Source organism: Candidatus Amarolinea aalborgensis, from assembly GCF_900491745.1.
GTDB classification, from domain to species: domain Bacteria; phylum Chloroflexota; class Anaerolineae; order SSC4; family Amarolineaceae; genus Amarolinea; species Amarolinea aalborgensis.
Window position 1 is genome coordinate 1 of record NZ_UETR01000016.1, and the last position, 23,745, is coordinate 23,745.

Consider the following 23,745-nt stretch of genomic DNA (forward strand, 5'->3'; position numbering starts at 1 on the left):
GGAGGTGGTTGCAGCGGCCTTCGACAAGCTCAGGCCCCGTGCGGTGAGCCTGTCGAACGCTCGGTCGAGCCGCTCACGACGAAGCTTCAATCGTTCGACGTCGGACCCACCCCCAAACTGAAATGCACCCCAGCAGATTTTGCTGCTTGACAGGCTCTGGCATGTGCGCTACAATGAATCTAGTCGTTCGTGAGTCTCCTCGATTAATCTTCCACCCTCGATTCTGTGTGAGCCTGCCCGCAAGGCGCGGACCACACAAAGGACCGGCGTTTCGCAATGAGCGAATTCTCTGTTCTGAGCGCATTAGCCGCCGCGCAAGCTGGCCCGCGATTCTCCCCGGGAAGGAGGCATAAAGCCAAACAAACGCGTGTTTTTGTGTTCCGACCACCTTCTTCGACAGAAACCTCGTCATTTTTGAGGCTGTTGACCAGGTTCCGCCGGTTCCTTGACTCTGTTTCGTTCGATCACAACTCACGTAGGAAGGATCGTCTACAATGCGCAAGGTAATCCTGTATGTTTTCCTGGTAACTACTCTCTTTCGGCCTCGTCGTGGCGGTATCGGCCAGCAAGGCCAACCCGCCGACCGCCAATGGTCTCTCTCGCACCGCCGCCATCTTGCCGGCGCATCCCGTGATCGTCACCCGCCCGCCTGCCAACCCCCATGCGTTGGTCAATGACGGCAGCTTTGAAAACGGCCCGCCGCCCGGATCCGCCTGGACCGAAGTCACCAATTCCACCTGTGAGTGGATTGGCGACTGGAGTGGTGTTTGGGGCGCGGCTGCGTTCGATGGCTCGATAGACTTCTGGGCTGGCGGCTATTGCAGCGGCGTAGCGACCACGTCATCCGTGTCGCAGGCCGCCATCGCGGTTCCGGCCGCAGACAACACGCTGCATTTCCACTATATGGCCTACCGCCCGGATCCAGATGACCCGACGCCCGATGACTACGCCTACCTGAAGGTCAACGGCACCACCGTCTGGACGCTCAACCTGACGCAGGCCAACGATACGTTCCCGAATTGGGCCGAGGCGACCTACTCGCTGGCCGCCTATGCTAACACGAACGTGACCCTGGAGTTTGGCGCCGTATCAACGGGCGCCTCCACCGGCAACATCCGCTATGACTACATCTTGATTGGCGAGCCGCCGCCGCCGCCCCTGCGCTGCGAGATTGGCTACCATGAGGTGACTGTCTTCACGCAGGGCTTCGAAGGCGCGTTCCCGCCGGCCGGTTGGGCTGTGGCCAACAACGGCGGCAGCTGCACCAACGCCAGTGCATCGCCTGTCTGGACGAACGTTGACAGCAATGCGCGCGGCAACCTGACTGGCGGCACCGGCGCGTTTGCCATTGCGGACAGCGACTACTGCGGCAGCGGTAGTTACATGGACACCGAGCTGTGGACGCCGAACGTGGATCTGACCGGCCTGGTGGCCCCTCACGTCGTCTTCAACCTGGACTACTATGCCCTGGGCGACTATGCCGCTGTGGACGCCAGCACCGATGGTGGGACCACATGGACCAACGTACACACCTGGACGGCCAGTGCACGCGGCCCACGTCTTTACGACACGGCCATGCCCGGCGACGGCCAGAATGATGTCAAGATTCGCTGGCACTATGGCAACGCCAGTTGGGCCTGGTGGTGGGAACTGGACAACGCTTCCGTCACCGCCTGCACGCCCGATACGCCGACGGCCATCAACCTGACCTCTGTCACTGCCAACCCCGCCGCGCCATTGGCCGCGCTCCCGTGGGCCATCCCGGCCGCGGCCGCCGTGGCTGGCCTGGCTTGGGCGGCTCGCAAGCGTACACGCTGAGCAAACGACTGAGGCCCCGGTAACGAATCGAAGGTTCAACCTTTGTAGTCTCAGCTCGCGTTGAGTAACGGGCAAGACCCGTTTTCGTGCATCGAAAACGGGTCTTGTTTTTGGGATTCATGTCTATGCAGATTGATGTCGAACTCTATCGAACCGATGTGCGTGTGCAAAACAGGCCGCCGGTGGCGCTGAGCGTCATTGAAATCGCACCGGAGCAGCCCAAGCGCACGCTGCTTTTCATTCACGGTTTTGGCGGTCAGGCCAGTCAGTGGGCGCGCCAACTGAGCCACTTCAGCCATGAGGCGCGCGTCATCGCCTATGACCTGCGCGGCCACGGTCAATCGGACAAGCCGGCCTCCCAGTATACGATGGAGGAGATTCAGCAGGATCTCGAAACCCTCGTTGCGCGGCTGCGCCTACCAGAGCGGTTCATCCTCTTGAGCCATTCCTTCGGCGGCGCGATTGCGGCCCAGTATGCGGCCAATCATCCCGAACGCGTGGAGCGCCTGGTGTTGATCGGCACTGCGTCCGCATTTCAACTCAACCGCTGGGCGCGCCTGCCCTTCAAATTGCCCGCTGCCTGGTTGGCGCCGCTCTGGCGCGTTGCGCGGCGTACGCTGTCGGCTCCGCCGCACGTCGCCAAAACACTGTATGACAACGCCTTAACGCGCTGGAACGGCGCGCTTGTCTTTCCCAAGATCCAAACACCCACGCTGGTCATCAGCGGCTATCGTGACCGCCTGTTTCCGACGGCGGCCTTCGCCGAGGTGCCCGCGCTCATCCCCGGTGCGCAGCAGGTCAAGGTGCCGGCTTCCGCGCACATGGTCATGATCGAGCGCGCCGAGGCTGTCAACCGCGCGATTGAGCGCTTCTTGGCCGAACCGGTCGTTGCGCCAGCCGGCCGGTCAACGCCGCGCGTCATCAGCCGGCCCATGTCCAGCACGCGGGGACGTTATCCCACGCGGCCCTGGCTGCGTTTCTACGATGAAGGCGTCCCCTACACCGTGTCGCTGCCGGAGCGGCCGCTGTACCGCTTCCTGGAACGATCGGCGCGGCGCTTTCCGTTGAAAACCGCCGTGCGCTTTCCGTTGGGCGGCGCCAATCTGACCTATCGGCGCCTGGAACGCCATGCCAACCGCTGCGCGACCGCCTTGACCGGACTGGGTGTGCAGCGCGGCGACCGCGTCATGCTCCTGCTGCCCAATCTGCCGCAGGCCGTCATCGCCTTCTACGGCGCGCTGAAGGCCGGCGCCGTGGTGGTGGCCTGCAATCCTCTCTTCGACCAAGAGGAATTGCTGCGCCAGGCGCGCGACAGCGGCGCGCGCGTGCTGATCTGCCTGGACCGGCTGCGCAGCGTGGCGGTGCACCTGGCCGCAGGGAGCCAGATTGAGCGCGTGATCGAGACGCGCACCGACGACTATTTTAGCCTGTGGCGCAAGGCCCTCTACGGCGTGCGCTTTCGCGCGGTGGGCGATGACATTCCCGCCGCCTTCCTGCATTGGGGCGACTTGATGCGCGGCACCTCGCCGCAGCGGCCTGATATCGCCGTGGAACCGCACGACCTGGCCGTCATCCAGTACACTGGCGGCACGACGTCAACGCCCAAAGGCGTCATGCTCACGCACGCCAGCCTGGTGGCGAACACGCTGCAAACGCGCCATTGGCTGAGCGATATGCGCGATGGCAAGGAGTCTTTCCTGTGCGTGCTGCCCTTTTCGCACATCTATGGCATGACCACGGCCATGCACGTGCCGATTGCGCTGGGCGCCACGTTGATCCTGCAGCCTACCTTCGAGGTCAGCCAGGTGCTCAAGGCGATCAAACGCGATCGCCCCACGGCGTTTCCAGGCGTCCCGGCCATGTACGTGGCGATCAACAACGCGCCCAACGTGCGTCGCTACAACATCTCGTCGGTGAAATTCTGTATCAGCGGCGCCGCGCCGCTGCCGGTGGAAGTGGCTGAGGAATTCGAGAAGCTGACCAAAGGGCGTCTGATCGAAGGCTACGGGTTGACCGAAGCCGCGCCGGTCACGCATGCGAATCCGTTCAAGGGTCAGCGGCGTGTGGGCACGATTGGCGTGCCCTTGCCCAACACCGAGGCGCGCATCACCGACCTGCAGACGGGCGAGGATTTGCCGCCCGGCGAGGTGGGCGAGCTGCTTGTGCGCGGGCCGCAGGTAATGGCCGGCTATTGGAATCTGCCGCAGGCCACCGCGGAAACGCTGATCACCGACGGCGCCGGGATGACATGGCTGCGTACGGGCGACCTGGCGCGCATGGATGAGGACGGCTACTTCGAGATCGTCAATCGCCGCCAGGAAATCTGGTATGCGGACGATGCCATGCGCAACCCCATCTTCCCACGTGAAATCGAAGAGGTGCTCTACGAGCATCCGAAGATCAAGGAGGCTGTGGTGGTGCCGATTGGGCGCACACCCAAGGCGTTCATTGTCCTGCGCGAAGGTGAGACCGCGTCGGTGGAGGAGGTCATCGCGTACTGCCGCGCGCGCATGGAAGAAGCCATGGTGCCGGCGCTGATCGAATTTCGCCAGGACCTGCCCAAGAGCTTCGTGGGCAAGGTGCTGCGGCGTCTGTTGGTGGATCAGGCCGAGTAGGCGTTGATCCTTGAGCGATGACCGAAGTGCGTCGTCAAAGGGAAGCAATTCTACAGATGTGCGGGCCTTGAAACGTCATACCTTCATCCCTACAAAATACCCGCTGCCGGTGGGCAGTGGTCAGCGGAGATGAAAAGACGATGCTGAATCGCGACTGGTTTTACAACATTCCGGGCCACACGCAACATCACGAGGAACGCAAGGTCACGTGGATCGAGTTGTTCTACGATCTCGTGTACGTTGCGACGGCCATCCAGCTGGGCAATCTACTCAGTAAGGATGTTTCGCTGTTGGGGTTCGTCAAGTTTGCCGCTCTGTTCATTCCGATCTGGTGGGCGTGGACCGGCATCACCTTTTTCGTGACCCGCTTTGTGGTGGATGACGTATGGCATCGCCTGCTGCTGTTCGCCCAAATGGCCAGTATTGCGGCATTGGCCCTGAGCATTGATGGTGTGTTCGGCGACCTCTATCAACAATTCGTTTTTGCCTACGTCATCGCGCGCTTCATTCTGGTGCTGCTTTATGTACGTGCCGCGCTGGCGGTGCCAGCCGCGCGTCCGCTGGCAGCCGGTTATGCCCTCGGTTTCAGTCTCGGCGCGGCGCTTTGGTTGGTGTCGGCGTTTGTTCCAGCGCCCGCGCGTTATGGTCTTTGGGCAGCCGGTTTGATCGTCGAGTTTGCTACTCCCCTTTCACCCGCCATGCGACGCTGGCAGGCGCGCTTTCCACCGGATGTGGAGCATGTGGCTGAGCGCTACGGCGTCTTCACCCTCATCGTCCTGGGTGAGTCCTTTGTCAAGGTCATTGATGGATTGGCCGGCACGCAATTGACGATAGATCTCGTGCTGCTGGGATTGGTTGCTGTGGGGCTGGCTGCAGCCCTGTGGTGGCTCTATTTCGACGATATCGGCGGCTCGCGGGTGCAGCATCGCGGCCTTGAGACCTATGTCTGGATTTACTCTCACCTGCCGCTCACGCTCTCGCTCACGACGTTTGGCGTGGCGGTCAAAAAGATCCTCTTGCACCCGAGTGGCGAACCGCTGGAGGATAAGTATCGGCTGCTGCTTGGCATCGCGGTCGTGCTGTTCTGCCTTTTCCTGGGAACCATGGACAGAGTCACTGCGCGCCAGGATGACATGACAGAAAACAAGACGCGATCCGGTTGGCGGTTTTTGGGGGTCGCTGCGCTGGCGTCGTGGCTGGTGGTCAGTCGTGGTGTGCTCTCTCTGCCTTTCCTGCTCGTCATCTTGCTTGTGTTCGTGGCCGGGGTGGCGTTGAATCTACGACGGCCTCGGGCTAAACCTGGCTGAGCAGACGGCGCGCTGTGTTGCCTCTCAAACGCTCAAAGTGGCTCAGGTAGCGGCGGGCCAGGTGCTCCCAGGCAAACTCCTGCTCGATGCGCTGACGACTGCGGGCGCCTTGCGCCAGGCGCAGGGCCGGCTCTTCGATCAGGCGCGTCACCGCGGCCGCCAGGCTGCCGGGCGAGCGTTCATGCACCAGGAAACCGTTGTCGCCATCTGTCACTACCAGGGGGTTGCCGGCCACCACCGTGGCGACGATCGGCTTGGCGCAGGCCATGGCGTCGAGCACGCAGACATTCAGCCCGTCCACCGGCTGTGTCACCGACGGCATGACGAAGACATCGGCCAGATTGTAGTACGCGCCCATCTGATCGTAGGGCACATTGCCGACAAAATGGACGTTGGCCTCAACGCCCAGGGCGCGCGCCAGGTTTTCCCACGTTACGCGATAATCGCCATTACCGACCAGCACCAGGTCCACGCGCGGCGCCACGGCCGCACCGCCATGCGCGCCGCTGAACAGCGGCATCGCCTGGATGATGGAATCGAAGCCTTTCTTGGGCACCATGCGCCCGACGCCCAGCAGCACGAAACTGTCGGCTGCCAGGCCCAGGCGCTGACGCAAGGCCGCGCCGGCCGGCGGGTCAGGCCGCAGCGCCTGCGGGTCCACGCCGTAGATGATCAGCTCGAACTTGGCTGGGTCCGCGCCCAGGTCGTGCACCGCAACCTCGCGCAGATCCGCGCTGTTGGCGGTGATGAGGCCGGCCGTGGCAAAGGCCTGGCGCGCCATACGCTTGAACAGGGGATTCTGTCCAGCCACCAGGGCATCCGAGCCGGGGATGGAGACGACCAGGGGAATGCTCCGCCGGGCGGCCGCGCCTGCGGCCAGGTAGCCGTTGGGGAGCACCCAATGCGCATGCAGCACGTCTGGCCGCGCCCCGGCGATCCAGCGCTCCACCGCGGCCTTACCGGCCGTGAAGAGCAGCGCGCCCAGGGTGTAGGCTTCACCCTTCATCGCCAGGTCTGCGCGCATGGAGCGCATGTAACCCAGGCGATGCGCGGCGTCCGGCCAGGCGTAACGGTAGGTGTGCAGCTGGATGCCGCCCAGGTCGGCTGGCGTGCGGCGATACGCCGGATCGAACGGCGCCACCACGGTGACGTCCGCGCCCTGGCGCGCCAGCTCACGACAGAGAGCCTCCACGAACGAGCCGCTGAAGTCGCCCTGGAAACGGGGAAAGTTGTGGGTGAGAACGCCAATTTTCATGACGACCTGGGGGCCGATTTTTCGATGACGGCAGCCTCATCGGTGGGGAAACCAGGTTTCTGCAAGAAACCGGATTTTTCGCCGTAGCCGGCTTCAGCCATGAACGCGTCGAGCCGCCATTCCATCTCTTTGATTTGTTCGCCCTGGCTGACGATCAACTCGGCGATGAAGCCGACCAGGATGAGCAGCAGACCCGCCAACGCCAGCCCGCCGGCCGCCCAGAAAATCGGGCGCTGCTGGGTCTGGGTCAGGACGTAGAGCAGGAGCAGGTAGATCGCCGTGATCGCGCTCAACCCCAGCGCCGCCAGGCCCAATCCGCCGAAGAAGCGCATCGGCGCCTGGCTGAAGGTGAGCAGGAATTTGACCACGAGGACATCGAGCAGGCTGATGGGGATGCGGCTGAAGCCGTACTTGGAGCGGCCCGCGCGGCGCGGATACCAGTTGGTTGCGACTTCGCCAATGCGATAGCCCTGCTGGCCGGCAATCATGAGCAGGAAGCGGTGCCAGTCTGAGCGCAAGGGAGGCAAGGTGAGCAGCACTTCACGGCGAAAGGCCTTGATCCAGTTCATGTCGTGCGCTTGCACGTTGAACAGACGCCGCGAGACGGTGTTGTAGATGCCGGATGCAAAATTCTTGCCGTCGGCGCGCCCCTGGCGCCAGCCTGCGACCACGTCGTAGCCTTCTGCCAGCCTGGACAACAGCTTGGGGATATCTTCCTCCGGGTCCGACTCCAGGTCGGCCGGGAGGAAGATGATCAAGTCGCCGGTCACCGCACGAAAGCCGGTGCGCAGCGCGGCCGTCAAGCCCAGGTTGCGGCGGTGACGGATCAAGCGCAGGAAGGGGTAAGCGATGATTTGGCTGGCCGCCACATCGCCGGTGCCGTCGGTCGAGCCATCATCAATTAACACCAGTTCGGCGCGACCGTCCAGCCCCAGCGCGCTGAAGGCTTTTGCCACTTTCGCCAGCAGCAGCGGGATATTCTCTGCCTCATTGCGCGCTGGCACGAGAACCGAAACCGTTTGACTGAGCATTACCACGTCAGCGTTTTGCCTTCAACTGTGAGCACCGCGCGCTCCCCGCTTTGCACTTTGCGCCCTCTTCAGCCGACGAACGCCTTGACCGCAGACGTGACCCGTTCGATCTGGACATCCGTCAATTCCGGGTACATGGGCAGCGAAATGACCTGCTGCGCGCAGGCTTCGCTCACCGGCAGACTGCCAGGGCCGTAGCCCAGCTCGCGGTAGGCCGGCTGCAGATGCAGCGGGAGGGGATAATGAATGACCACGCCGATGCCGGCTTGGGTCAGATGGGCGGCCAGCTCATCGCGCCGCGGTGTGCGCACGACGTAGCAGTGGTAGACATGGCGATTGTACGGTCGTGCGGCGGGCGTCACGATGTCGCTGCCGGCCAGGAGTTCATTGTAGCGCGCCGCGTGACTGCGCCGCGCTTCGGTCCAGGCTTCCAGGTGCGGCAGCTTAGCGCCCAAAATGGCGGCCTGCAGCGCGTCCAGGCGGTAGCCCCAGCCCAGCTCGTCGTGCTCATACTTGCTCATGCGGCCGTGGTCGCGTAGTTTGCGCACCCGTTTGATCAGGGTCTCGTCGTTGCCTGTGACCATGCCGCCGTCGCCATAGCAGCCCAGGTTCTTGCTGGGATAGAAGCTGAAGCAAGCCAGATCGCTCATGCTGCCGGCGCGGCGCCCGCGATACTCGGCCGCATGCGCCTGCGCAGCGTCCTCGATCACACGCAGGTTGTGGCGCTTGGCAATATCGAGAATCTCATCCATCTCGGCCGCCTGTCCGTACAGGTGCACGGGCATGATGGCCTTTGTGCGCGGTGTGATCGCTCGCTCGATTAGTTCGGGGTCCAGGTTATACGTGTCAGGCTGAATATCCACAAAAACCGGCGTCGCGCCAGCCTGGGAGATGGCCTCGCCGGTGGCAAAAAACGTAAATGGGGTTGTGATGACTTCGTCGCCGCGACCGATGCCGCAGGCCAACAGGGCCAGGTGCAGGGCGGCGGTGCCGGAGGCGACGCCGACGCTGAAACACGCGTTGCTTACCTGGGTGAAAGCCTGTTCAAACCCGGTCACTTCCGGCCCCATGATGAAGCTGGTATTGTTGACGACTCGCTCAATCGCGGCATCAATCTCGGGCTTGATCGTGCGATATTGTGCTTTCAGGTCCACCATTGAAATGGCGTCCTGTCGTGCAGCGGATTCCATAAAATCGTTCTTCCCTCTACATGTTTGGTATCGTATGGTTGGTTCAGTCTCTAGCGCGCAGGCATATAACTGGTATGTGGGCTGGCCAGGCCGTCCGCCAGGTGGGCCAACTGGTCTTCCAGGCGTCCGATGTCGCGGCGGGTCAGATTGATGCTGTTGATCAGGCTGAGCGGCACCTGGATGCCAAACTGGACGCGCTGCAGCTCCAACTCGGCCAGGTTGCTGCGCAGCAGAGTCAGTTGATCCTGCAAGAGCTGCATTTCCTCACGCCGGCCTGCTTGCAGAATCTGCTGACTGCTGCCGTCGGAGATGGCGCTGCTGATCTGTTGTTCCAGGCGCGCACGGTTCTGCTTTAGCCAGGCATCGAGCAGTTGGTTGCCTACGGCCAGTTGATTGTGAATGACGCGCAGGTAACCGAGCTTGACCAGGCCGAAGACAAAGCCGGCCGATTCTGGTTCTGACAGTCCCGTGGCTTCACGCACGGCGGTTTCGCTCAAAAGCCCTGCCTGGCTGACCGCCAACAAGATGCGTCGCTCGCCGGCGCTCAGGTAGCGAAAGTCATGTTGAAAGAACCCGGCCAGCATGTCATCCACGATCAAGTCGGCTGGCGTCAACTCACGCAGGCTGTTATCTTCTTGCCACAGCCGTTGGCAAATCATCTGCACGAGATACGGATGATCGCCAGCCTCCGCCCGAATGGCGTCAATCGTCTGGTCGCTCACCGTGACCGGCGTCGGCGATTGCGACTGGCGAATCAGCATTTCCGCGGCCACGGGATCAAGCCCGGTCAAGTTGCGGGGCGCAAAGCCGTTCAGGAAGGGCGATGTGTCCCACGCGGCGTCCTGATCATTGAGCTGCAGCAGGATCTTGGTGGAGACCATGATCACACGCAGGCCGGCGCCAATCAGGAAGTTCTTGCGCAGCTGCTGCAGCAGTGCGGGATCCATTTTCCCGATGGTGACCAGGGCTTCAGCCTCGTCAATCAGCAGCAGCAAGACGCGGTTCGCGGCCAGTAATTGACGCCGCATGGCGCGCAGCAATGTGATTTCATCCGCCGCTCTGAGCGCTGCGACATCCACACCGTGCGGTTCGAAACGATCGGCCGCTTCCTCCAGCGCATAGTAAAGTTCCCGATTCAACTCGGCGCGCGTGCTGATCCCCTGCAGGTCCACGAACAGCGGCACATACTGTGAGTGCGTCAGGGTCAGCGCTTCAATCTGGCGCAGCAGCGATGTCTTGCCCATGCGTCGCGTGCCCACGGCCCACAGCGCGTTGTTCGGGCCATCGAGCAGATGAGAAATCAGGCCGCGCCGGCCATAATGGGACGCGCCCTTGACCCAACCACCCACGATATACGGATTGCGCACGATGGTGCCTTTCTTCGATGCAACCAGGATCAACAATGATGACGACCAGCGGCTTGCTTCATTCGCCGCACGCGCCGGCTGGTCTGAACGACACCGCAGGGCGTATTATAGTCAATATTCGACGACAGGCAACTTTGACGAAAAAGGGGTTTTTGAATTGGCGGCCATCGGGGTTTGTGCTACACTACGAGCTGTCATTACGTTGCCAAGGAGACCTATGCCGAAAAAAGAGAACCGTCCTGGCCCGTCCACGCAGGCGGTGCATGCCGGCGGGGCGCGGCCACAGCCGTACCACGCGCTGACCACACCCATTGTGCAAACCGCCACCTACACGTTTGCCGATACCGCCGATCTGAGCGATTTCATGGAAGAGCGCATGTGGGGCGGCAGCCGGCAGCGCACGGAGTACGGCCGCTACGGCAATCCCACGGTCAGCGCGGTGGAAGCCAAACTGGCGGCTCTCGAAGGCGCTGAGGAGGCGCTCCTGTTTGCTTCTGGGATGGCGGCGATGACCACGGTACTCCTATCGCTTCTCTCCAGCGGCGCGCACCTGGTGATTACCGATGACGCCTACCGGCGGACGCGGCAGTTTTGCCTCAATTTTCTCAAACGCTTCGCCATCGAGGCGACCGTGGTGCCCATGGGCGATTACGCTGGCGTGGAGGCGGCCATCCGCCCATCCACACGTTTGATCGTCTCAGAATCGCCGACCAACCCTTACCTGCGGGTTCTCGATCTACCGCGGCTCGCTGAGATCGGTCGGCGGCGGCAGGTCAAGACTGTGATTGATTCCACCTTCGGCACGCCGATCAACCAGCGGCCTCTCGCGCACGGGATTGACCTGGTCATTCACTCGGCGACGAAATATCTGGGTGGGCACAACGATCTCCTGGCCGGCGTCGTCTGCGGCAGCGGCGCCTTGATCGCGCACCTGCGTCAGCAGTTGTGGATGTTAGGCCCGGTGTGTGATCCGCAGAATGCCTTCTTGCTCGGACGCGGTCTGAAAACGTTGGCCCTGCGCGTCAACCGGCAGAATGAAAATGGCCTGCGCATCGCGCGCTTTTTGGAAGGCCATCCCAAAGTCGCGCGCGTTTGGTATCCCGGCCTGCCCTCGCACCCTGACCACGCTGTGGCCGCGACGCAGATGGACGGTTTTGGCGGCGTGGTCACTTTTGAGGTGCGCGGCGACCTGGAGACGGCCAGCCGGTTGATTGACGCGGTGCGCCTGCCGTTGATCGCGCCCAGCCTGGGCGGCGTCGAGACGTTGATCGAACAGCCGGCGTTGATGTCGTACTACGAGTTGTCAACCGAAGAACGCCTCCAGGTTGGCATCAAAGACAACCTGGTGCGCCTGGCGCTTGGGATCGAAGACGTCGAAGACCTCATGGCCGATCTGGAGCAGGCATTCGACCGCATCTAACCGCGCTTTGCCCTATGTTTCTGACATGCGCAGGATGGCCTCGTGCGCAGCTTCGACATCGGCGAGCTTGATCGTCGTGCGTTTAGCCTCGAACATGTGATTGACCGCCTCCAGCCCGTACTGCTGAATCCGATACGGGCGGCCGTTGGCATGCGCAATGACGAACTCCAGGGCATCCTGGTCCCAGCGGTAGATCCCCTTGACTGGCTCTTGCAGCAGGGCCACGGCATCATCCCGTCCAAACGGCGCCAGTTCGATTTCGTTGAACAGATTGTACCAGGGACTTTCTGGCCGATCCCAGGCTTTGCTGATGCGCACACCAGCCACCACCGCGCCGAGGTTTTGCGCAAATTGCTCCATGAAGATACCGCGCAACTGCTGCTGAGTCAGTTGATCGTAATCGTTCATCACATCCACTTCGTCCAACAGCAAGATGAGCCGGATGGTCTTGTCCGTCTGCTCCTGCAGGTGGCCGATGATCAGCCGCAAATCGCGGCGCATGTCGCGGGCAGAGTAGCTGCTGACCGAAGGCTGAAAAACCAGCCCCAGTTTGTCGCGGTCGGCGGCCGGCAGCGTCTCGAAGACTGCCTCCATCACCCGGTGAAAGAATTCAGGCTCGGGTGTGCCTTCCAGGTCAACCAACACGGGGATGAAGACGCAGTCAGGGTCGTTGGACTCGCGCAAACGATTGGCCAAATGGAACAGCAGACTGGTTTTGCCAATGCGCCGCTCGCCGTGAATCATCACACTGTTGCGGTGCAAAATAGTCAAGATGCGCTTGAGTTGTTCATTGCGACCGAAGAAGAGATCATCCCGCCGGACTGGCTCGCCAGACACGTACGGATTGAATTTGCGCTGCAGCGCCTGACGCGGCCGACGCCGTACGCGCAGCCAGGAGCCAATGCCCAGGCCGCTGCTGATGAGCACAATGCCCACCATGACCGAGCCGTAGATCACATTGGAGAGTAGGACCGTACCCACGATGGGCAGCGTCACTTCCACGGGCGGCTGCACAACGGTCAGCTCCGTTTGCGCCACCGGCGAATAGTTCATAGCGTCGTCACGCGTGCGCACCTGGACTGTGTAGGCGCCGACCGCCAGGCTGCCAAAGCGCATGCGCTGGTTGCGGGTGGTCTGCCAATCGGGCATGCCCGGCAGCAGGCGCACCTGGAACAGGATGCTTTCTGGAGGCGTCTCGTGATCGCCGCCCGTGAAATCAACCGTTACTTCGTCTCTCGAGGTCAGGCTGATGGGGCTGTGGTTCACAGGCTTGGAATTGACGGCAGACACACGCACCCACGGCGGACGGGTCTCTGGCTGATAGCGCCTGAGGCCGTCCACCGTGGCTAACCAGTAGATTCCCTGGTGGTCCTGATGCATGGTGGTGACAATACCGCCGGCCAGTCCATCGTTTTCCTGGTATCTCTGCCAGGTGTTGCCGTCGAAACGGCTGATGCCGCCCTCGGTGCCTACCCACATCGCGCCAGATTGATCCCGCATCAGGGCGACAATGCCGTTAGAAACCAGCCCCTCAGTAGTGGTCAGCACGCTCCATTCCCCCGCGTCAGGTTCTAGTCGCCCAATGCCGCTTGCCCAGGTGCCGATCCACAGGTTGCCGTTTCCATCTTCCATGAGCGCACGGACGTCATTCGCGGGCAAGGGAGAGTTCTGCGCCGAAAACGTCTTCCAGCCAGCGCTGCGCAGGACGCCGGCCCCTTGGTCCGTACCAATCCACAACTGATTCCTGCTGTCCACAAACATGGCTTGTATACGCGCGCTCGGCAGCCCATCAGCCGTTGCAAACACGCGCCATGCCGCCGGTTCTGCGCCCGACCCGGGGCGCCGCTGCACCAAACCGTTGAACGTGCCAAACCACAGCGTGCCATCCTCTTGTTCGGCCATCGAGATGATCGTCGCATCGTTCAGCACGGCCGTTTCCGTGATTGCGCGCCATTGATCTTCGTCGCGCACATAAAGGCCATCGCCGTTGGTGCCGACCCACAAGCGCCCCTGGTGATCGAAGTGCAGCGATGTCACGAAATCGGCTGGCTTATCAGGATCGTCGCTCACGCTGACCGGCAGCCAGTTACCCCCATTCCCATCGGTGCGGTCGAGGACGAACAGCCCCGCTGTGTCCGTGCCGGCCCACAGCAGGTCGTCCGCGTCCTCCGCCAGCGCAAACACACGGGCGCCATTGGTTGTGGCCTCCAGCCCACCGTCGCGCCACTGTCGCCAATCGTAGCGAGTCAGCCCGGCCGTCGTGGCAAACCACAGGTTGCTGTTCACGGGGTCTTCCCAGATCGCGCGCACTGAGTTGGCAATCAGGCCGCTGTTGCTGGCATTGAAAACCGACCACGCTTGTCCCTCCTCGTTGCCTGGAGAGAAACGGGCCACGCCCCCAAAATTAGCGCCAAACCAATAGTCGCCCTGCGCATCCTGCCAAATAGACCAGATGTTTGCGTCTGGCAGGCCGTCCGCGGTTCCATATTGCTGCCAGCTTTCATCCACATCCGACCGGCGCAGAACGCCGCTGTCTTGGGTGGCAAACCAGAGGTCGCCTGCACGATCCTGCAGCATGGCATTGATCCGCGTCAGGGTCATCCCGTTGCCAGGGGTCACCTGGCTCCAGCGTTGACCATCAAAACGAGCCACGCCAGCCATTGTGCCAGCCCAAATTGCGCCGGTGGTGTCTTGCAGCAGCGCGGTGACCTGGCCAGGGGGCAAGCCATCCTTGACGGTCATCTGCGCCCACTCATTGGCGCCGTTGGCATGAACAGCTAGAATTGATATTCCCTCGGCTGTGCCAAACCACATGCTGCCGTCAGACGCAGCCAGCACCGCGCGCACATTGTTGTTGAGGAGTCCGCTCGTCGCGTCGAACGATTGCCACGATTCACCTCCGTCTGCGCCGATGGTCAGGTGGCTGACGCCGTTCAGCGTGGCAAACCAAATGGAACGCATGTCCCGACTTTGGGTGATTGCGCGCACCCGGTTAGAAATCAGCCCGTTGGCCGTGGTGTAGGTGCGCCAGCTGCCGTTGAAACGGCTCACGCCCGCGTCTGTTGCCAGCCAGATGTCGCCAGCCTGGTCCTGGATCAACGCGTAACCCTCGTTCGTAGCCAAACCATCGTCCGTGGTGAAGGTGCGCCAGGGTGAATACGACGTCTGCGCGGCGGCTGGGAAGACAGTCGCCGTACAAATCGCCGCCAGCGTGATGAAAGCCAGAATGAACGCGCTTGTTCGGTGCATGAGGATGCCTCCTGACACGGGCCAGTTGGGTCTGCGATGTTGGTCATGAGACATGACAACGGTCGGATTGAATCGGGGGCATGGGCTGCGACGCCCAGTGAGAAATGATACCCGTCGCCCGGCCTAAGGCCCAGCCGGCGCCTGTGTGTCTGGCGGCGCCACGACCACGTTGACCCCGCCCGCATCCAGAGACTGCTGCGCGGCCGCCAGTACGCTGACCACCTGTAGGCCGTTTACGCCGTCAGTTAGCGGTGTGCGCCCCTGGCAGATGCAGTCTACGAAGTGCTGACACTCCAACTGCAGCGGCTCGGTCATATCGAGGCGGGGAATCGTTATGTCGCCGGAGTGCACCTTCACCTGGTACTCCCCATAACCCGCCTCGCTCTTGCGATAGACGCCTTTGTCGTAGATCTTGACCTTGCCTTCAGACGCAACGTCGTCGTATACGACCATGCGGCGGCTGCCGACGACGGTCAACTGCCGCGTCTTGCTGGGATCGAGCCAACTGGCATGAATGTGCCCCAGGGCGCCGTTGGCAAAATCGAGCGTGACGAAGACAACATCTTCTACACTGCCGCCAAGAAAGGCCTTGCCGTGCGCGCTCACCTGCTGCGGCAATCTGCCAACCAGGTGCAGCATGATCGAAACATCATGCGGGGCGATGCTCCACAGCGCATTGATGTCTGCCTGCACGCGGCCCAGGTTGACGCGCGTGCTGTACAGATAGTACAAATCGCCCAGCTCGCCCTGGTCGAGCAGCATTTTGATGTGGCGCAGGGCCGGGTGATACTCGAACACATGCCCCACCATCAAGATACGTCCAGCCGCACGACCCGCGGCCACCATCTGCTCGGCGTCGGCCACGGTCATCGCCAGCGGCTTCTCAACGAAGACATGCTTGCCCGCGGCCAAGGCGGCCAGCGCCAGGCCGGCATGTGTGCGCGCCGGCGTTGCCAACACCACCGCATCAATGTCTGCGCGCCGCAGCAGCGCCGCGCTGTCGGTGGTCATCTCGACGTGGGGGTACTGGCGCTGCATACGCGCCAGCGCCTGCGGGTCGCTGTCAGCGCACACGACCAGGCGTCCGTTATTGACCTGGCTCAGGTTGCGCGCCAGGTTCGGACCCCAGTAGCCGCAGCCGACCAGGGCGATGCGCACGGTTGATTCGTTCATGTGTTACCTCAGGGCAATGCCCACGCGACACGGCGTAAGGCCGCGGCCGCCCGCGGGCTGCGCCAGGCGCCGCCGACTGCCGCAGTCGCCGGCTGCACTGCGCCCATTGCTTCGATTGCCTGACCAGGCTGCGCGCCTTTGACGCCGATGACGGCGTGACCCCAGCGAAAGCCCCCGCGCAAATCGCCCGCGGCGCCGATTTCGTGTAGCGCGTTCACCGCGTCTGCGCCTAACGCCAGCGAGGCTTCGTCGGCCGCGGCCGCAACCACGATGCGCCCGATCGGCGTATCTCGTATGAACGCGGCCAGCGCGCTCGATGCAGTCGGGTCGTTCAGCGTGTTGAAGCGACGCACACTCTCCACCTCGCCCTTCACCGGCTCGATGATGGCCACATAGTAGCCCGGTTCGCCAGGCGTGACAACGGCATCGCGGCCATTGACCCAGATGTGGGCAAAATCGCCGCTCTCTTCGCCCGCGCTCTCGACAAAAATCGGCAGAGGCGCACGCACCCCGGTCGCCCCAATCACAGCGGGCGGCTCTGATTCTAACCGTAAGGGGTACAGTTCGCCAAATTCGAGAATGACATCATTGAGGCCCGTACGGGCAGGAATTTCCAGCGTCAGCGTTTGCCAGGTGGGCGCCAGCGGCAGCGCAGGCGATTGCCAGCCGTTGACGCTGACGCGCACGGTTTGCCCTGGGCCGGCGGCTTTGGCCTCCAACGTCAGGTTGACCTTGCCGGGCAATGGCAGCAGCAGCCGACTGCGAGTGCGCTCAGCCCACACCGCGTCCGGCGTTTCACCCTGCCAGGCGTCGCCCAGAAGCGGCGGCTGCAGCCAGCCATTCCAGCCTTCACCCAGGTAGAGTGTGCCGATCGGCGATGTCAATGCCACATTGGCCGGTTCGGCTGCCTCTGTGTTCGTCACGGCATACAGGCGCACGCCGTCGCGTGCAGTCAGCAGACTGACCGGCAACACGGACTCGACATAAGTAATCAGGGCCGGGGGAGCGTAGGCCTCGTGCACGGTAATGAAGCGAATGTCAAATTGGCGCAGAACCGCAGGCGCGGCGCGGCGATCTTGCGCCAGCAGCAGCTGCCAGGCGGTGGGATCGGCAAAGAGGCTGCGCAAGCGCGCGTGCGCAGGCTGGTCAGCAGCGTTGGTCAGCGCGAGGAGGGTGCTAAGCACCGGCGCCTGGCTGAAGTATTGAAACTTGAAAGCCGGATTGCGCGAGGTGTTACCGCCCAGCAGTCGTTTGTGGTGCACGGTTTGGTACCACTGCTGCCTCATGATCAGCTCGTCCTGCTTACCCAACACGCGCGCCCCGTTACGCCAGCCCAGGGGAAGCTCCAACAGCGTGAAATCGCCTGGCGCTGCCGCCACCTCCTTGTAGACAGCCGGTATCTGCGCCAGGTTGGTCAACGGCAGCGGCGCAGACAGATGCTCGAACAGGATCAGCAGCAGGCAGACCACCATCCACGCGGTCTTGCGCCCGCTGCTGGTTGCCAGGCGGCGGGCGAACACAGCCAGCCCTTCCGCCGCCAGCACCGCCAGGCTGAGCATCAGCATGACGCTGAAGCGACTGGGGTAGCGATTGCCGTTGAAAAACGGCAGCCGCGCCAGCAGCCCAAAGGGGCCGCCGATGCCGGTGTCATGCCCGGCGATGCGCAGGGTAGGGCCTAGCGTCAGCAGAAAGAAAGCGAGCGCAGCCAGCGCCCAGAAACGCATCTCGCGTCGGTGTTGACCGCGCCAGGCGCCCAGCAGCGCCAGCGCCAGCACCGAAAGACCGGGGTAGATGTGTTGGCCCTTGTCGTGCGGAAACGAGGCGGCGCGCGCGGCCGCGCCCAGCAGCGGGTGGAGCTGCGTTGGCTGTACAAAGCCGGCCAGGTCGGCTGAGAAGATGTCGGCAAAACCGCCGCCGCTGCCGAAGAAGTCGCCTTCGGCGCGCAGATCGGGCAGCATGGCGGCCAGCAGGGGCAGCGCGCTGAGCGCAGCCACGACGGCCAGGGCTGCCAACCCGCCCAGCCGCGGCGCCAGCCAGGCGCGCCCGCGCGGCGCGGTCACCGCGGCGACCACCCACTGGATGCCGAACAGCCCGACCAGAATGAGCAAGAAACTGGCGAAGGTCATCTCTGCCCACAGTTGCAGAGCCAGGAAAAGACCGGCCAGCGCGCCGTCGCGCAGCGTCTGGCGCAGCGTGCCAGCCCGTCCCAGGCGCACCAGGTAAAGCGCGCAGAAGGGAATCCACTGTGAACTGGCGATGTTGGCTTGACCGAGCGCGGCGTAGAAGAGCTTGCTGGAGGCAAAAGCGTAGATGATGCCGGCCCCGAACGCCGGCCAGAAACCAGCCTGCGGCCGGCGTTGCACCGCGCGTGCCAGCAAAAAGGCGCCATACCCGCTGAGCACGAAGGAGGAGAGCAGCAGCACGTTGTTGGCGACGATCACCGAGGCGGCCGTTTGCAGCGGCGCGGCCAGCAGGCCGTTGAGCACGGTCAGGGTGTAAAACGCCAGGTTGATGCCGATTGGGTAGAACATCCAGCGGCAGTCGAACAGGTTCAGTTGGCGATCAATCGCGGCGTACTTCACCCACCAGAGGTTCCAGGCCAGCGCAGGATCGTCAATACCGTCGCCAGGGACGTGGGTGGTCAGGTGCGGAAGCAGCGGCCAGGTCAGCAGCAGGCTCAGCAGGGTGAAGCCGGCGAGCGCGACCACGTGAGGGTGGCGTTGGAGGATCTCGGTTGCGCGCAGAAACCGAAATCCTCTTTTCACTGGTCTTGTATCCATCACGCGTTGCACGCTTTGCCTTTCGCGCTCGCTAGAGTACAATAGCGCCGCCATGAACGACCACGATCCAGCCTATCTCGACGCACTGCACACCATTTTCGGTCGCGTCAATTTTGAGCGCCAGCCGCGCTTTGACTATTCCGCGTCCACGCTCAACCTGGAACGCATGCGGGCCTTGTTGGCCGACTTGGGGAATCCACAGCAGCATTTTCATATTGTACACGTCGCAGGCACCAAAGGCAAAGGCTCTGTCTGCGCCTTCACAGAGTCCATCCTGCGCGCGGCCGGCTACCGCACGGGCTTGTATACGTCGCCCCATCTGCACACGTTTCGTGAACGCATGCGGGTCAATGGCGCACTGATCAGCCGCGCCGAGTTGGCGGCGTTGGTTGCGCGCTGCCGCCCAGCCTTCGAGCACATTCCTGGCGTCACCACGTTCGAGCTGATTACCGCGTTGGCTTGCACTCATTTTGCCCAGCAGGGCGTGCAGTGGGCCGTGCTCGAAGTAGGTCTGGGCGGCCGCCTCGATTCGACGAACGTGGTGCAGCCAGACATCACGGCCATCACCTCCTTGAGCTACGATCACATGGCGGTTCTTGGCAACACCTTGACGCAGATTGCTCACGAGAAGGCCGGCATCATCAAGCCAGGCGTGCCGCTGGTGTGCGCGCCGCAGGCGCCGGAGGCCCTGGCCGTCATCGAAGCCACGTGCCACGAACGCCAGGCGCCCCTGCTGCTCTTGGGGCGTGAATGGATTTGGAAAGCCGCCGGGCCGGCGTTTTGGGTGCAGCCGCGCGCAGGCCCGCCTTCGCCGGAGACGCCCGGCTTCATCATCCCATTGGCTGGCGCGCACCAGGTGGTCAACGCTGCGCTGGCGGTCGTGATTGCGCGCACGCTCGACGCCCAGGGCGCGCTTATCGGCGAGGAGGCGATCCGAAATGGCCTGGCTGCAGCTCGCTGGCCCGCGCGGTTCGAAACCTTGACGCCGGTTGGAGAACGGGGATCGGAGGCTGCGGAGTGGCCGACGGTCATTGCGGATGGGGCGCACAACGTGGACTCGGCGCAGAAGCTGGCCGGGATGCTGGATGCGGTCAAACGCCAGCAAGGCGGCCGCCTGGGGTTGATTTTGGGCGCGTCGCTGGACAAGGATGTCTCAGGCATGTTACGTGAGCTGCTGCCGGTCACTGATCTGCTCGTCTGCACGCAGGCGCAGCATCCGCGTGCGTTTGCGCCGCAGAAGCTGGCGGAGCTGGCGGGTGAGATCATGGCTGCGAAAGGTGATGTTACGACGGCGCCGACGGTAGACGCGGCCCTGGCGCGGGCGTTGGACTGGGCCGCGCCTGTGGATGTGATCTGTTTTGCCGGCTCGCTCTTCATTGCCGCTGAAGGGCGTGAAGCCTGGGCGCGGCGCCACGCCGATCATTTTGCGCCGGCTGATTGGGTTTTCGAAGCCGAGGCGTTGGAGCTGTGAACCGATGAACGCGCCTTCACTCATTATGCGCCGCCAGGCCAGCCACACTGCAGCCGACGCCGAGTCGCTGCTGCAGCGCGGCGCGGCTGATGATTTGGCGGTGTTCAACGAACCGCCGGACGCTGCAGAACTAGCCGCCACACTGGTGGCCCTGGCCAACGATCATGGCGGTCTGGTTGTGCTGGCGCCGGCCAACGCCAGCCCTGATTCCCTGGCTGACCTGACGCAGGCCGCTTGCCTCCTCGCGCAGCCGCCGTTGATCCTGCCCCTGCCCGAACTGCTGACGCTGCCAGGCGGCCTGGCGGCGGTCATCAGCGTACCGCCGGGCTTGCCACATGTGTACAGCGTGCGCGGCGTCTTCTGGACGCGGATGGCAGCCCAGAATCGGCCGCTGACCACCGAGGAACTGCGCCGCCTGCTGCTGCAGCGGGATCCGGGCAGCGCCGGCTTCGAGGCATCGGCCGTGCCCGGCGCGCGCCTGGATGACCTGGATTCCGCGCGCGTGCGCGCGTATGTGCAAGCGCTGTCAGGACTGGCCGCGGAGACGATGGAAGAGGTGCTGTTGAGCCGCGGCTGCCTGCTGGAGATCGGCGGCATGCTGGCGCCGACGGTGGCCGGCATCCTCCTCTTCGGCCGCGATCCGCAGCGTTTTCTACGCTCCGCCGAGGTGATCGCCGTGCGTTACCAGGGCGCGGACATGAGTGATGAGTTCGTACGCCAGGACATTCGCGGCGCGCTACCGCAGCAGGTGCGCCTGGCCGAGGCTTTTGTCAGTGACCACATGCGGCGCAGTAATCGCATCCGCGGCCTGGCGCGCGAGGAGATGCTGGAATATCCGATCTCCGTCGTGCGCGAGGCGCTGGTCAACGCCGTGGCGCATCGCGACTACGCCGCGCGAGGCGAGGGCATCAGACTTCTCATGTTCAGCGATCGCCTGCAGGTCTACTCGCCGGGACGGCTGCCGGGCCACGTCACCCTGGCCAACCTGCTGGCTGAACGTTACAGCCGCAACGAGGCCATCGTGCAGATTTTGTCGGACATGGGCTTCAGCGAGCGCCTGGGCTACGGCATGGATCGCATGGTGCGCGTCATGCGCGAACATGGCCTGCCGCCGCCGCAGTTCACCGAGACGGCGGCCGGCTTCGAAGTGACGCTGCGCAATGGCGGGGAGATGATCTCGGCGCCTGCGCCCGCCGCCAGCGAGACGCCGGCCGTGCGCTGGCGCGGCCTCAATTTCAATCCACGGCAGGAGAAGGCCTTGCAGTTCCTTGCGCAGCGCGGCCGCATCACCAACAGCGATTACCAGGGTTTGGAGCCAGAGGTCAGCGCGGAGACCCTGCGCCGCGACCTGGCCGACCTGGTGGATCAGGGCATCCTGCTGCGCGTCGGCGAAAAGCGCGCGACGTACTACATCTTGAAGTAGGTAAGATTCTTTAGACACGATTTGCAGGTTTTCGACTGTTTGATCCTGTTAATCCTGTGAGTCCTGTCCATTGCGGTTTTGTTTTAGACAGGATTAACAGGATTCACAGGATTTCGACTGTGCGATCCTGTTAATCCTGTGAATCCTGTCCATTGCGGCTTTTTTAGACAGGATTAACAGGATTCACAGGATTTCGACCGTTTGATCCTATCAATCCTGTTAATCCTGTGAATCCTGTCAAATCACCTTCTTTGGCCGGAAGGTGCGGTATTTGTGCTTTATTTCTACTGAATGTCCGAAGTTGATTAACAGTCCATCTTCGATGCTGGTTGCGGTCAGATAGTGAACCAGTTGCACTTCATGTTCTTTGAGAAGTTGTTGGACAGCCTTGATTTCGAGAACCAATTTGTTTTCTACCAGCAAGTCAGCATAATACTCGCCCACGGGTCGTCCTCGGTAGATCACAGAGATAGGCACTTGTTGTCGAACTGCCAGCCCAGCTTCTTTCAATTCAATTAGCAGGGCGTTCTCGTAGACTCTTTCCAAAAACCCTTCCCCAAGTTCGTTGTGAACTCGGAATGCACAGCCGATCACCATATCGCTGAGCTCCGCTGGAATCCTCTCTGTCATGGCACCCTCGCAGTGATGTAAGATTTTTCGGTAAGATGAACAGGATGAACAAAATGGCTGCGGGCTGTTGTTGATCCTGTTTACCTTGTCTTGATCCAGATCGTTCCCAGGCTGAGACAGAGGAGTGTTTGGTCTGATCCCAAGGCCGATCTTAGCGCAAGAACGCCATTTGACAGACAGATTTCGCGGCGAGAGGGTCGAATTCTCGATGATCAGAGGTGAGCAGGGTGGCTTGCATGCGCTGCGCCAGTATCACTGCAAAACAATCGGCCAGTGACAACTTGTGGTTGGCCTTCAGTTGGCCTACGCCCAACCAAAACGCCCTGTCCAGGTCATCCCTGCTGACCACATCAATAGACTCGATATCGCGGATCGCTTCTTGGGCTGTTTTTTCATCGGCTGCTTTTAGGAAATCATAGTATACTTCACATAAGTATATGACATGCATCAGACACGTGTTCGTTTCATCCAATAGGTAATCTTTCACGATATCTGATCCCGCTTCGCCGCGCAAATAGGCGATGGCAGCACAGGCATCCAGGACGATCCTCATGGGGTGGCTTCCTCAAGCGTCAATTCCGCGTGCTTGCGCTGGGCAAATCCTTCGCTGCTGGTTGGCACAAACGCATATTTGCCGTGCAGCGCGTGCACCCGCTCAGCACGGACGACTGATGGGGAGGATGGATTGAGGAGCGTTCTCTGGTTTTGTTGCCACGCCAGGTAAGCCCGAATGCTTTCAAGCTCTACCAACCACGGGCTTCTTGGAGCAGGCGTCTTGCGTTTTGCGCGCAAAATCCCTGCGTTAATGAGGCGATCAACGGTTGACTGGCTTAAGCCGAGAATACGAGTGGCTTCGCGCACGGTGACGGTTGGCATCAACCCCTCCATCAGGAAGAACCCCTGACTGCCTGCCTCTTTTCACCCGTCGTCCGTGTGGGATAGGCGGCCTTATCCCACACGTATCCCACAAAATCCCACAGGTTATCCCACGCTCGTCCCACGTCATACCCAAAGTT

At 62.3% G+C, this 23,745-nt stretch carries 16 protein-coding genes; 6 read left to right on the top strand and 10 right to left on the bottom strand.

From position 1 onward, the window contains the following. Nucleotides 1-549 precede the first annotated feature (549 nt). The 3 genes from ACPQ6D_RS16860 to ACPQ6D_RS16870 all read left to right on the top strand — a co-directional run bounded on the left by ACPQ6D_RS16860 (nucleotide 550) and on the right by ACPQ6D_RS16870 (nucleotide 5,740). Nucleotides 550-1,818 (top strand): hypothetical protein, encoded by a 1,269-nt coding sequence (locus ACPQ6D_RS16860; RefSeq protein WP_423225517.1) that lies wholly within the window; start codon nucleotides 550-552, stop codon nucleotides 1,816-1,818. A 125-nt stretch (nucleotides 1,819-1,943) separates the two neighbouring features. After that, complete coding sequence (locus tag ACPQ6D_RS16865; protein ID WP_423225518.1) at nucleotides 1,944-4,433, top strand: alpha/beta fold hydrolase; 2,490 nt, start codon at nucleotides 1,944-1,946, stop codon at nucleotides 4,431-4,433. Nucleotides 4,434-4,573: 140 nt separating this feature from the next. After that, nucleotides 4,574-5,740 carry a low temperature requirement protein A gene (locus ACPQ6D_RS16870; RefSeq protein ID WP_423225519.1) on the top strand — a complete coding sequence of 389 codons (1,167 nt, stop codon included), beginning with the start codon at nucleotides 4,574-4,576 and terminating at the stop codon, nucleotides 5,738-5,740. On the opposite strand, the gene ACPQ6D_RS16875 is transcribed toward ACPQ6D_RS16870, so the two are convergent. The 4 genes from ACPQ6D_RS16875 to ACPQ6D_RS16890 all read right to left on the bottom strand — a co-directional run bounded on the left by ACPQ6D_RS16875 (nucleotide 5,727) and on the right by ACPQ6D_RS16890 (nucleotide 10,583). Continuing rightward, nucleotides 5,727-6,995, bottom strand: coding sequence for a glycosyltransferase (locus ACPQ6D_RS16875; protein ID WP_423225520.1), 1,269 nt, complete (start codon nucleotides 6,993-6,995; stop codon nucleotides 5,727-5,729). The two genes, ACPQ6D_RS16870 and ACPQ6D_RS16875, sit on opposite strands and share 14 nt — an antisense overlap. Beyond that, nucleotides 6,992-8,026, bottom strand: a complete 1,035-nt coding sequence (locus tag ACPQ6D_RS16880) for a glycosyltransferase family 2 protein (protein ID WP_423225521.1) — start codon at nucleotides 8,024-8,026, stop codon at nucleotides 6,992-6,994. The genes ACPQ6D_RS16875 and ACPQ6D_RS16880 overlap by 4 nt, the downstream gene beginning before the upstream one ends. A gap of 68 nt (nucleotides 8,027-8,094) precedes the next feature. After that, nucleotides 8,095-9,216, bottom strand: coding sequence for a DegT/DnrJ/EryC1/StrS family aminotransferase (locus tag ACPQ6D_RS16885; RefSeq protein ID WP_423225522.1), 1,122 nt, complete (start codon nucleotides 9,214-9,216; stop codon nucleotides 8,095-8,097). Nucleotides 9,217-9,266: 50 nt separating this feature from the next. Continuing rightward, entirely contained in the window at nucleotides 9,267-10,583 is a 1,317-nt protein-coding gene (locus ACPQ6D_RS16890) for an ATP-binding protein (protein WP_423225523.1), read from the bottom strand. Between the two features lie 217 nt (nucleotides 10,584-10,800). Between ACPQ6D_RS16890 and ACPQ6D_RS16895 the strand changes: the two genes are divergently transcribed. Continuing rightward, entirely contained in the window at nucleotides 10,801-12,003 is a 1,203-nt protein-coding gene (locus tag ACPQ6D_RS16895) for a trans-sulfuration enzyme family protein (RefSeq protein WP_423225524.1), read from the top strand. 12 nt (nucleotides 12,004-12,015) lie between these two features. Here ACPQ6D_RS16895 and ACPQ6D_RS16900 read toward each other — a convergent pair whose 3' ends face one another. From ACPQ6D_RS16900 to ACPQ6D_RS16910, 3 genes are all read right to left on the bottom strand, one after another. Further along, the gene (locus ACPQ6D_RS16900; protein WP_423225525.1) at nucleotides 12,016-15,252 is read right to left on the bottom strand and encodes a two-component regulator propeller domain-containing protein; all 3,237 of its coding nucleotides are present in this window, start codon (nucleotides 15,250-15,252) and stop codon (nucleotides 12,016-12,018) included. 123 nt (nucleotides 15,253-15,375) lie between these two features. Continuing rightward, a complete protein-coding gene (locus ACPQ6D_RS16905; RefSeq protein WP_423225526.1) occupies nucleotides 15,376-16,425 on the bottom strand; it encodes a Gfo/Idh/MocA family protein in 1,050 nt (349 codons plus the stop codon). Nucleotides 16,426-16,433: 8 nt separating this feature from the next. After that, nucleotides 16,434-19,190, bottom strand: a complete 2,757-nt coding sequence (locus tag ACPQ6D_RS16910; protein ID WP_423225527.1) for an interleukin-like EMT inducer domain-containing protein — start codon at nucleotides 19,188-19,190, stop codon at nucleotides 16,434-16,436. Between the two features lie 67 nt (nucleotides 19,191-19,257). Between ACPQ6D_RS16910 and ACPQ6D_RS16915 the strand changes: the two genes are divergently transcribed. Beyond that, nucleotides 19,258-20,676, top strand: a complete 1,419-nt coding sequence (locus ACPQ6D_RS16915) for a bifunctional folylpolyglutamate synthase/dihydrofolate synthase (protein ID WP_423225528.1) — start codon at nucleotides 19,258-19,260, stop codon at nucleotides 20,674-20,676. A 4-nt stretch (nucleotides 20,677-20,680) separates the two neighbouring features. After that, nucleotides 20,681-22,099, top strand: a complete 1,419-nt coding sequence (locus ACPQ6D_RS16920; RefSeq protein ID WP_423225529.1) for an ATP-binding protein — start codon at nucleotides 20,681-20,683, stop codon at nucleotides 22,097-22,099. Between the two features lie 237 nt (nucleotides 22,100-22,336). Here the strand turns inward: ACPQ6D_RS16920 and ACPQ6D_RS16925 are convergent, their stop codons facing one another. From ACPQ6D_RS16925 to ACPQ6D_RS16935, 3 genes are all read right to left on the bottom strand, one after another. Beyond that, the gene (locus tag ACPQ6D_RS16925) at nucleotides 22,337-22,729 is read right to left on the bottom strand and encodes a GxxExxY protein (protein ID WP_423225530.1); all 393 of its coding nucleotides are present in this window, start codon (nucleotides 22,727-22,729) and stop codon (nucleotides 22,337-22,339) included. Nucleotides 22,730-22,880: 151 nt separating this feature from the next. Beyond that, on the bottom strand, nucleotides 22,881-23,282 hold the full coding sequence (locus tag ACPQ6D_RS16930; protein WP_423225531.1) for a type II toxin-antitoxin system VapC family toxin: 402 nt from the start codon (nucleotides 23,280-23,282) through the stop codon (nucleotides 22,881-22,883). Further along, nucleotides 23,279-23,605 (bottom strand): helix-turn-helix domain-containing protein, encoded by a 327-nt coding sequence (locus ACPQ6D_RS16935; protein ID WP_423225532.1) that lies wholly within the window; start codon nucleotides 23,603-23,605, stop codon nucleotides 23,279-23,281. Before ACPQ6D_RS16935 ends, ACPQ6D_RS16930 begins: the two co-directional genes overlap by 4 nt. Nucleotides 23,606-23,745 lie beyond the last annotated feature (140 nt).

Bases quoted from the DNA above. Each gene is read 5' to 3' on its own strand.
- ACPQ6D_RS16865 (WP_423225518.1), top strand. From the start codon at position 1,944: ATGCAGATTGATGTCGAACTCTATCGAACCGATGTGCGTGTGCAAAAC.
- ACPQ6D_RS16870 (WP_423225519.1), top strand. From the start codon at position 4,574: ATGCTGAATCGCGACTGGTTTTACAACATTCCGGGCCACACGCAACAT.
- ACPQ6D_RS16875 (WP_423225520.1), bottom strand. From the start codon at position 6,995: ATGAAAATTGGCGTTCTCACCCACAACTTTCCCCGTTTCCAGGGCGAC.
- ACPQ6D_RS16880 (WP_423225521.1), bottom strand. From the start codon at position 8,026: ATGCTCAGTCAAACGGTTTCGGTTCTCGTGCCAGCGCGCAATGAGGCA.
- ACPQ6D_RS16885 (WP_423225522.1), bottom strand. From the start codon at position 9,216: ATGGAATCCGCTGCACGACAGGACGCCATTTCAATGGTGGACCTGAAA.
- ACPQ6D_RS16895 (WP_423225524.1), top strand. From the start codon at position 10,801: ATGCCGAAAAAAGAGAACCGTCCTGGCCCGTCCACGCAGGCGGTGCAT.
- ACPQ6D_RS16900 (WP_423225525.1), bottom strand. From the start codon at position 15,252: ATGCACCGAACAAGCGCGTTCATTCTGGCTTTCATCACGCTGGCGGCG.
- ACPQ6D_RS16905 (WP_423225526.1), bottom strand. From the start codon at position 16,425: ATGAACGAATCAACCGTGCGCATCGCCCTGGTCGGCTGCGGCTACTGG.
- ACPQ6D_RS16915 (WP_423225528.1), top strand. From the start codon at position 19,258: ATGAACGACCACGATCCAGCCTATCTCGACGCACTGCACACCATTTTC.
- ACPQ6D_RS16920 (WP_423225529.1), top strand. From the start codon at position 20,681: ATGAACGCGCCTTCACTCATTATGCGCCGCCAGGCCAGCCACACTGCA.
- ACPQ6D_RS16925 (WP_423225530.1), bottom strand. From the start codon at position 22,729: ATGACAGAGAGGATTCCAGCGGAGCTCAGCGATATGGTGATCGGCTGT.
- ACPQ6D_RS16930 (WP_423225531.1), bottom strand. From the start codon at position 23,282: ATGAGGATCGTCCTGGATGCCTGTGCTGCCATCGCCTATTTGCGCGGC.
- ACPQ6D_RS16935 (WP_423225532.1), bottom strand. From the start codon at position 23,605: ATGCCAACCGTCACCGTGCGCGAAGCCACTCGTATTCTCGGCTTAAGC.